Origin of the sequence: Streptomyces niveus, from assembly GCF_001723055.1 — a bacterium.
GTDB lineage: Bacteria > Actinomycetota > Actinomycetes > Streptomycetales > Streptomycetaceae > Streptomyces > Streptomyces niveus.
In genome coordinates this window covers 1-8,078 of the sequence record NZ_MDCR01000206.1, presented here as the reverse complement: position 1 = coordinate 8,078, position 8,078 = coordinate 1, and the positions used below count along the sequence as shown (strand labels likewise).

General features: G+C 72.3%; 7 protein-coding genes. 3 read left to right on the top strand and 4 right to left on the bottom strand.

Translation table 11 applies throughout. From position 1 onward, the window contains the following. Both BHU15_RS23620 and BHU15_RS23615 read left to right on the top strand, forming a co-directional pair. On the top strand, positions 1 to 563 hold a 563-nt coding region (locus BHU15_RS23620; RefSeq protein ID WP_141726868.1), incomplete at its 5' end, for a P1 family peptidase. Positions 564 to 709: 146 nt separating this feature from the next. Next, entirely contained in the window at positions 710 to 1,528 is an 819-nt protein-coding gene (locus tag BHU15_RS23615; RefSeq protein WP_069629036.1) for a DUF6227 family protein, read from the top strand. A gap of 42 nt (positions 1,529 to 1,570) precedes the next feature. On the opposite strand, the gene BHU15_RS23610 is transcribed toward BHU15_RS23615, so the two are convergent. The 4 genes from BHU15_RS23610 to BHU15_RS23595 form a co-directional block, all read right to left on the bottom strand. After that, on the bottom strand, positions 1,571 to 3,571 hold the full coding sequence (locus BHU15_RS23610; RefSeq protein ID WP_069629035.1) for a PTS fructose transporter subunit IIABC: 2,001 nt from the start codon (positions 3,569 to 3,571) through the stop codon (positions 1,571 to 1,573). 52 nt (positions 3,572 to 3,623) lie between these two features. Further along, positions 3,624 to 4,577 carry a 1-phosphofructokinase gene (gene pfkB / locus BHU15_RS23605; protein ID WP_023541039.1) on the bottom strand — a complete coding sequence of 318 codons (954 nt, stop codon included), beginning with the start codon at positions 4,575 to 4,577 and terminating at the stop codon, positions 3,624 to 3,626. A 48-nt stretch (positions 4,578 to 4,625) separates the two neighbouring features. Then, entirely contained in the window at positions 4,626 to 5,387 is a 762-nt protein-coding gene (locus tag BHU15_RS23600; RefSeq protein WP_069629034.1) for a DeoR/GlpR family DNA-binding transcription regulator, read from the bottom strand. A gap of 177 nt (positions 5,388 to 5,564) precedes the next feature. After that, positions 5,565 to 7,109, bottom strand: a complete 1,545-nt coding sequence (locus BHU15_RS23595) for an MFS transporter (RefSeq protein WP_069629033.1) — start codon at positions 7,107 to 7,109, stop codon at positions 5,565 to 5,567. A gap of 62 nt (positions 7,110 to 7,171) precedes the next feature. Between BHU15_RS23595 and BHU15_RS23590 the strand changes: the two genes are divergently transcribed. Then, the coding region (locus tag BHU15_RS23590) for a helix-turn-helix transcriptional regulator (protein WP_069629037.1) at positions 7,172 to 8,078 on the top strand (907 nt) is incomplete at its 3' end.

Genomic DNA, 8,078 nt, shown 5'->3' with positions numbered 1-8,078 from the left:
GGACCGGGGCGCTGGTGGGGCAGCTGAAGGGCGGGGTCGGTACGGCGAGCGTGCTGCTGCCCTCCGGGATCACCGTCGCGGCGCTGGTCGTCGCGAACGCGGCGGGCTCCGCGGTCGATCCGCTGACGGGTGTGCTGTACGGGCGGTACTTCCAGGGCCGTCCCGGCTATCCGGAGGCCGGTGTGCACGAGGCGGCCCTCGCGCGGCTCGCCGAGTTGCGGGAGCGTGGCGGGCCGCCTCCGCTGAACACCACGCTCGCCGTCGTGGCGACCGACGCCGACCTCTCCAAGGCGCAGGCGCAGAAGCTCGCGGGGACGGCGCACGACGGCATCGCGCGCGCCGTCCGTCCTGTACATCTGCTCAACGACGGCGACACGGTCTTCGCGCTGGCGACCGGGGAACGCACGCTCGACCCGGCGGATCCGCTGGCGCTCAACGAGCTGCTCGCGGCCGGCGCCGACGCCGTGACCAGGGCGATCGTGCGGGCGATGGTGGTCGCCGAGGGGGTCGAGGGGCCGGGCGGCACGTTCCCCGCGTACCGCGATCTGTACGGCACGGACTGACCGGCGGCGCAAGGGAGTTGAGGGGGGCTTGAAGGAACTTCTTGCGCGCCCTCAATCGTTTTACCGAACTTGGGACGCAATGTCAGTCCCAGGGGCTACGTTATGCAATCACCAAGTGACATGTGGCGACGGCCTGGAGACCCACCTTGAACGATCCGTATGAGACAAGCGAGACGCATCTGGAGCGTCTCCTGGGTCGGGCACTCAACTCCTTCGATCTGCCCGACACCGTGATCGAGCGGCTCGACTCCGCTCTGGCACACGCCAGTTCATTGCGTTCCTCGCACCACAGTGCGGGACTGCATCGCGAGACCTACCGGCACACCTACCTGCTTGCCGACAGCACCGCCCTCACCCTCTGGGAGCTGGTCCACAACACCGGGCGCGACGGCGCCGAACAGCACGAGCTCTACACCGACGAGTACGAGGTACGCCTGGCCGCCTCCCGGCTGCGCCGCCCCTCGTCCGATCCCTTCGATCCCCTCGATCCCGCCGCCCCCGCCGACCCGCTCTTCGGGTCCCGTTTCGAGTCGGGCCTCGGCGTCAGTCTCGATCCGAGCTTCGAGTCCGACCTCGCGGCCGATCTCGACCTGCTCAGCGGCCTGCTGACAGCGCCGCAGACACCGCTGCCCCGGGTGTACCTGCCGGACAACTCCGCCGACCACGCGCGCCGTGTCCTGCGCCGCGCGGAGAACGTGGACCGGCCGGGCGAGGAGGTCGCGGGACCGCTGCGGGCCGCCTTCGCCCACCAGATCACCCAGGTCTTCGGCAGATACGGCCATGTCGAGGGCAAGGACGCGGGGTTCACGCTCTACGAGCACGCGTTCCTGCTCTTCGACGGCACGGAGACAAGCCTGTGGGAGGTCGAGCACACGGCGACGCCCGACGGCCGTCATATGTGTGAGGTGTACGCCGCGCAGAGCACCGCGCGCGAAGCCATGGAGCTCCGCGCGCGGGTCAGATGACCGGGTCGCCCGACTCGGTGAGACGACTGCTCGGACGGCTGTTCAGACGGTGGCCGGGACCTTGGGCGCGGTCCCGGACTCCGTGGCGGGCGTGCCCTCCACGGCCTTGCCGTCGCCGCGCCCGCCCATGCCCTTCAGCAGGATGACGAGAGCGGCACTGACCGCCGTACCGGCCAGGATCGCGATCAGGTAGAGCACCGGGTTTCCGATCAGCGGGAGCACGAAGATCCCGCCGTGCGGGGCCCGCAGGGTGCACTCGAAGAGCATCGACAGCGCGCCCGTGACCGCGCCGCCGGCCATGGCCGACGGGATGACACGCAGCGGGTCGGCCGCGGCGAACGGGATCGCGCCCTCGGTGATGAACGAGGAGCCGAGCACCCACGCGGCCTTGCCGTTCTCGCGCTCGGTGCGGTTGAAGAGGCCGCCGCGTACGACGGTGGCCAGCGCCATGGCGAGCGGCGGGACCATGCCGGCCGCCATCACGGCCGCCATCACCTTCAGGCTGCCGTCGTTGGGGTTGGCGAGGCCGCCAACCGCGAAGGCGTAGGCGACCTTGTTGAGCGGCCCGCCCAGGTCGAAGCACATCATCAGGCCGAGGACGACGCCCAGGATGACGGCGTTGGCGCCGGAGAGCCCCGACAGCCAGTCCGTGAGGGCCTTCTGGAGCTCGGCGATCGGCTTGCCGACCACCAGGAACATCAGGAAACCGACGACGGCGGAGGAGATCAGCGGGATGACGACGACCGGCATGATGCCGCGCAGCGCGGCGGGCACCCTGACCCGCTGGATAGCCATGACGGTGCCACCGGCGATGAGACCCGCGGCAAGACCGCCGAGGAAGCCCGCGTTGATGGTGAGCGCGATGGAGCCGCCGACGAAGCCGGGGACCAGACCGGGGCGGTCGGCCATCCCGTACGCGATGTAGCCCGCCAGGACCGGCACGAGGAAGCTGAACGCGAGGCCGCCGACCTGGAACAGCAGGGCCGCCCAGCTGGTGGAGTCCGTCCAGACGAAGTGCTCGGCGACGGAGGGCGCCTTGTCGATGGTGTAGCCGCCGATGGCGAAGCCGAGGGCGATGAGCAGTCCGCCGGCCGCGACGAACGGGACCATGTAACTGACGCCGGACATCAGCCACTTGCGCAGCTTGGTGCCGTAGCCCTCGCCGGGGCCGCCCGCCTCGTCGACGGGTGAGCCGGTGCCCGCGGGGGCGGTGGTCTCGCCGCGGGCGGCCTTGTCGCGGACCTCGGCGAGCAGTTCGGCGGGGCGGTTGATGCCCGCCTTGACGCCGACGTCGACGGTGGGCTTGCCGGCGAAGCGTTCCTTCTCCCGTACCGGTACGTCGTGGGCGAAGATCACGCCGTCGGCGGCGGCGATGACGGCGGGGTCGAGCCGGGTGAATCCGGCGGAGCCCTGCGGTTCGACGACGATCTCGACGCCCTCGGCCTGGCCGGCCTGCTCCAGGGCCTCGGCGGCCATGTACGTGTGGGCGATGCCGGTGGGGCAGGAGGTGACGGCGACGACCCTGAAGGGGACGGGCGCGGCGGCGGGCGGGGGCTCCTCGGCCGCGGCGGCGGCGGCCGGTTCCGGCGCCGCCGGGGGCGCGGTGTCGCCGCTGATCAGGCTCGCGGTCGCCGCCGGGTCCGTCGCCGCGCGCAGCGCCGCCGTGAAGTCCGGGTCCATCAGCCGGCGGGCCAGGGCGGAGAGGATCGTCAGGTGCGCGTCGTCGGCGCCCGCCGGGGCCGCGATCAGGAAGATCAGGTCCGCCGGGCCGTCGGGCGCCCCGAAGTCGATGCCTTCCGCCGGGCGGCCGAAGGCCAGGGTCGGCTCGGTGACGTGCTCGCTGCGGCAGTGCGGGATGCCTATCCCGCCGTCGAGCCCCGTCGGCATCTGCGCCTCGCGGGCGGCCACGTCGGCCAGGAAACCGTCCAGGTCGGTGACCCGGCCCAGGGCCACCATGCGTTCGGCCAGCGAGCGGGCCGCGGTTTCCTTCGTCTGTGCGGCCAGGTCGAGGTCGACCAGGTCCGCGGTGATCATGTCGCTCATCGCGGGCTCCTTCGGGAGGGACGGTTCGGGTTCGGGGACGTACGCGCAGGGGTCATGGGGCGGGCTCCGAGAGGGGACGGTCCAGGGGGATGTCGGCGGACACGGTGACCGCCCCCGGGTCGAGATCGGCGGGCGACGGCATCACGCTGCCCGGCAGTTGGACGGCCGCCGCGCCATGGGCGACGGCGGAGGCCAGGGCCCGCGGGCCGGTGCCGCCCGCCGCGAGGAAGCCGGCGAGGGAGGCGTCACCGGCGCCGACGTTGCTGCGGACGGCGGCGACGGGGGCGCCTCCGAAGTGGGCGCCCGCTTCGGAGACGAGAAGCTGGCCGTCGGCGCCGAGGCTGGCGAGGACGGACCTGGCACCGTAGGTGAGCAGTTCCTCGGCGGCCTTCAGCGCGTCGCCGACGGTCGCGAGCGGGCGGCCGACGGCGGTGGCCAGTTCCTCGGCGTTGGGCTTCACGACGTCCGGACGCTCCTTGAGCGCGGCCAGCAGCGAGGCGCCGGAGGTGTCGAGCGCGATGCGGGCGCCGGCGGCGTGGGCGCGTTCGACGAGCTGGGCGTACCACTGGGGGGCGAGCCCGCGCGGCAGGCTGCCGCAGCAGGCGATCCAGTCGCCGGCCGCGCCCACGTCGTGCGCGCGGAGCGCGGACAGCAGGGCCTCCGACTCGGCCGGGGTGAGTTCGGGGCCCGGCGCGTTGATCTTCGTCAGTGTGCCGTCCGGTTCGGCGAGGGCGATGTTCGAGCGGGTCGCCCCGGCGATGGGCACGGGGGCTACGTCGATGCCCTGGCCGGCGAGGAGTTGGGCGACGAGCGCGCCGGGGGCGCCGCCGAGGGGGAGCACGGCGACGGTGCGGTGGCCGGCCGCCGCGACCGCCCGGGAGACGTTGACGCCCTTGCCGCCGGGGTCCATCCGCTCGACGGTGGCACGCAGGACCTCGCCGCGGGCGAGGGCGGGTATCTCGTACGTACGGTCCAGGCTGGGGTTCGGGGTGACGGTGAGAATCATGCGGGGTTCCTCCGGGCGGCGGGGTTCCTCCGGGCGGCGGCGTACCTCTCAGACACTGCGAACCTCCGTACCAGCGGCCTCGATCGCCGCTCGTGAGGCGGGGGCCAGCCCGGTGTCCGTGATCAGCAGGTCGACATCGGCGAGGCCGCCGAAGCGGGCGAAGTGTTCCTGGCCGTGCTTGGCCGAGTCCGCCAGCAGTACGACGCGGCGTGCCGCCGCGACCTGGGCGCGTTTGACGGCCGCCTCGGCGAGGTCGGGCGTGGTGAGGCCGCCGTCCGGCGAGAAGCCGTTGGTGCCGAGGAACACGACGTCGGCGCGGATCTCGCCGTACGCGCGCAGGGCCCACGCGTCGACGGCGGCGCGCGTACGGTGACGGACCCGGCCGCCCACGAGGTGGAGGTCGATGCCGGGGTGGTCGGCGAGGCGCGCGGCGACGGGCAACGCGTGGGTGACGACGGTGAGCCGGCTCTCCAGCGGGAGCTGGGCGGCGAGCCGGGCGACGGTCGAGCCCGCGTCGAGTATCACGCTGCCGGTGCCGGGCAGTTCGGCGAGCGCGGCGAGCGCGATGCGGTCCTTCTCGTCCGCGGCGGTGGACTCGCGCTCGGCGAGGTCGGGCTCGAAGTCGAGGCGGCCGGCGGGGATGGCGCCGCCGTGGACGCGGCGTACGAGACCGGCGCGGTCGAGGGCCTTGAGGTCGCGGCGCACGGTCTCGGCGGTGACCTGGAACTCCTCGGCGAGCGACAGCACGTCGACGCGACCGCCCTCACGGGCGAGGCGCAGTATCTGTTGCTGGCGCTCCGGTGCGTACATGTGGGTTTGAGTCCGTTCGATGCCCGAGTCTGTGGTTTCGGGGGTACGTTACGGGCGTGGATCGCGGAAGTAAACACATGTGGGCGCGCGGAGTCTGGGGTGGGCCGGGGTTGCCGGGTCACGGCTGCCGGCCGACGGCCGGAGTGCGGGGCCGGAAGCCCCGCACCCCTCACGCCGTCACGTGACGCTCTTCACACCGGCCGCGCGGCGCTTCGGCAGGGCGAACATCAGCAGGAAGATGCCGACCAGCACCACCGCCACCCACCCGAGCGCGTTCTGGAAACCGTCCGTGAACGCCGTCGTCACGGCCGACGGGGACGTCGCCGGACGGTCGTCGACCACCCCGAAGAAGACCACCGACACCAGCCCGAGACCCAGGGCCGTCCCCATCTGCTGCACCGTGTTGATCAGGCCGGACGCCGAACCCGCGTGCTCGCGCGGGACGTCGGAGAGCACCGCGTCCGTCAGGGGCGCCACGATCAGGCCCATCCCCAGGCCCATCACGACCAGCGGCGGCACCATCTGCCAGGTGCTGATGTCCGCGCCGTACTGTGCGGCCTCCCAGAGGTAGAGCAGGACGCCCGCCGCCATCGTCAGCGCGCCGGTCTGGAGGACCTTGCGACCGAAGCGCGGGACCAGCTTCTGTACGGAGAGTCCCGCGGCCGTGGAGACGGCCAGCGAGAACGGCAGCCCGGTCAGCCCCGCGTGCAGCGGGCTCCAGCCGAGGCCGATCTGCATGTAGAGCGTCCAGACCAGGAAGAAGATGCCGAGGCTGATGCCGAAGGTGAGCTGGACGGCGATGCCGGCGGCGAAGCTCTTGACCTTGAACAGGGACAGTTCCACCAGGGGTGACCCGTCCTTGCGGGTCTTCGCCTTCTCGTACGCCACGAACGCCGCGAACAGCGGCACGCTGCCCGCCATGCACAGGAACCCCCACAGCGGCCAGTCCAGCTCGCGGCCCCGGGTGAGCGGGTAGATCAGCATCAGCAGCGCGCCGGTCACCAGGACGACGCCGACCGTGTCGAGCCGCAGGGCCTTCGGCGCCTTGGACTCGCTGATGAACCTGCGGCCCAGGATCACACCGGCGATGCCGACGGGCAGGTTGATCAGGAAGATCGGGCGCCATTCGAGGCCGAAGAGGTTCCACTGGGTCAGCAGCGCGCCCAACAGGGGCCCGGAGACCGCGCCGAGGCCGACGATCGCGCCGAACATGCCGAAGACCTTGCCGCGTTCGTGCGCCGGGAAGGTGACATGGATGATCGCGAGTACCTGAGGCACCATCAGCGCGGCCATCGCGCCTTGGAGAAGGCGGGAGGCGACCAGCATCTCGGAGTTCACCGCGAAGCCGCAGAGCGCGGAGGCGAGGGTGAAGCCGGTGATGCCGAGGAGGAAGAGCCGCTTGCGGCCGTAGATGTCGCCGAGCCTGCCGCCGGTGATCAGGCCCGCCGCGAAGGCGAGCGCGTATCCGGCGGTGATCCACTGGATGGCGCCGAAGCTCGCGGACAGGTCCCGTTCGATGCTGGGGATGGCGATGTTGACGATGGTGACGTCGACCAGGTCCATGAAAGCCGCGGTCATGACCACCGCCAGCGCCAGCCAGCGCCTGCGGTCGCCGGGCGCCGGGTCGGTGGCGGGCGCCGGGTCGGTGGCCGGCGCCGGGGGAACCGCGGGGTCGGGGGTGGTGTCCGGTACGGCGACCGGAGAAGTCGCTGGAGAAGTCATGCGAGGAAGCTATTGACCATATAGGCCAGATCATGTCCTAGATGACTGCCACCCTGGAACGCATGACGGACACTCCCGCACGACTCCTGAATCTGCTGTCCCTTCTCCAGACCCCGCGCGAGTGGCCGGGCAGCGAGCTGGCCGAGCGTCTTGAGGTCAGCCCGCGGACGATTCGCCGGGACATCGACCGGCTCCGTGACCTCGGCTATCCGGTCGAGGCGAGCAGGGGCGCGGTCGGCGGGTACCGGCTCGTCGCGGGCACCGCCATGCCGCCGCTGCTACTGGACGACGAGGAGGCCGTGGCCATCGCGGTGGGGCTGCGGGCCGGTGCGGGCCATGCCATCGACGGTGTCGAGGAGGCGTCCGTACGGGCGTTGGCGAAGCTGGAGCAGGTGCTGCCGTCGCGCCTGCGGCGCCGGGTCTCCACGCTCCAGGCCGCGACGGTGCCCCTGCTCGTACGGGGCGACGCCGCCAGCGTGGACCCGCGGACGCTGACGGCCATCGCCGCCGCGATCACCGGTGCGGAACGGCTGCGGTTCGGCTACCGCGCCGGGGACGGCACGCGGACCAAGCGGCAGGTGGAGCCCTACCGCCTGGTGTCGACGGCCAGGCGCTGGTATCTCGTCGCGTACGACCTGGGGCGGGAGGACTGGCGTACGTTCCGGCTGGACCGGGTCGGCGAGCCGTTTCCGACGGGGGCCCGTTTCACGCCGCGGGAGCTACCGACGGGGGACGCGGCGAAGTTCCTGAGCAGCTCGATGTCGCGGGCGCAGCCGCGGATCGAGCTGGATGTGAGCTTCGCGGCGCCGGCGGAGTTCGTGGCGGCGCGGCTGCCGCCCTCGCTCGGTGTGCCGGAGCCGACCGGCCCGGACAGCTGCCGGCTGCGGGCCACCTCGGCCGACTCGCTGGAGTGGGTGGCGCTGCGACTGGCGCTGGTGGACTGCGAGTTCACGGTGCGCCGGCCGGCGC